Source organism: Streptomyces sp. SID12501 (assembly GCF_010550245.1).
GTDB lineage: Bacteria > Actinomycetota > Actinomycetes > Streptomycetales > Streptomycetaceae > Streptomyces.
Genome location: NZ_JAAGLU010000166.1, coordinates 1 through 784, shown reverse-complemented (window position 1 = coordinate 784; position 784 = coordinate 1). Strand labels below are relative to the sequence as shown.

Here is a 784-nt window from a genome sequence, read left to right as displayed (position 1 = left end):
AGCCTGCCGCCCCGCCCGCGCGTCCCGGATCGCGTTCACCAGTCCGGTGACGAGCCGGGCCCGTTCGGGCATGGCGTCGACGACGAGGTACTCGTGGTCGGCGTGCGCGCCGCCCCCGACCGCGCCGAGGCCGTCGAGCGTCGGCACTCCGAGCGCCGCCGTGAAGTTGCCGTCGCTGCCGCCGCCGACGGACATGCCCTCGATGCCCGGCAGCAACTCCCGCGCCACCGCGAAGAGTTCGGCCGAGGCGGACTCGGGCATCGGGGGGCGGCCGATACCGCCCTCGACGGCGATCAGGGCCCCGTCGAGGTGGGGCGCCAGCGCGGCGAAGGCGGATTCGATCCGCTCCTTCTCGCCCTGTGACTCGACCCGTACGTCGACGACGACGGTCGCTCCTGCGGGTACGACGTTGTCCAGGGTCCCGGCGGCGGCGACGGTCGGGGTGACGGTCGTACCGACCTCGGGTCGGCCGAGCGCCGCGATCTCCAGTACCTGGTGGGCCGCTTCGACGAGGGCGTTGATCCCGGCGGCGGGCTCCAGGCCGGCGTGCGAGGCGCGGCCCGTGATGGAGACCCGGAAGGTGCCGCAGCCCTTGCGTCCGGTCTTGAGGCCCCCGCCGTCGGCGGCGCCCTCGAAGACGAGCACGGCTCCGCAGGCCAGGGCCCGTTCCTCGATGAGCGCGCGGGAGGAGTGGGAGCCGACCTCCTCGTCGGCGGTCACCAGGACCTCGACGCCCGAGAGGTCGTCCAGCGCGGCCAGTCCGTGCACGGCCTGGACGAGGGCG

At 74.7% G+C, this 784-nt stretch carries 1 protein-coding gene; it reads right to left on the bottom strand.

Annotation, left to right across the window (positions count from 1 at the left end):
* A partial coding sequence (locus G3I71_RS45010) for a M20/M25/M40 family metallo-hydrolase (RefSeq protein ID WP_164324686.1) occupies positions 1-784 on the bottom strand: 784 nt, incomplete at both ends.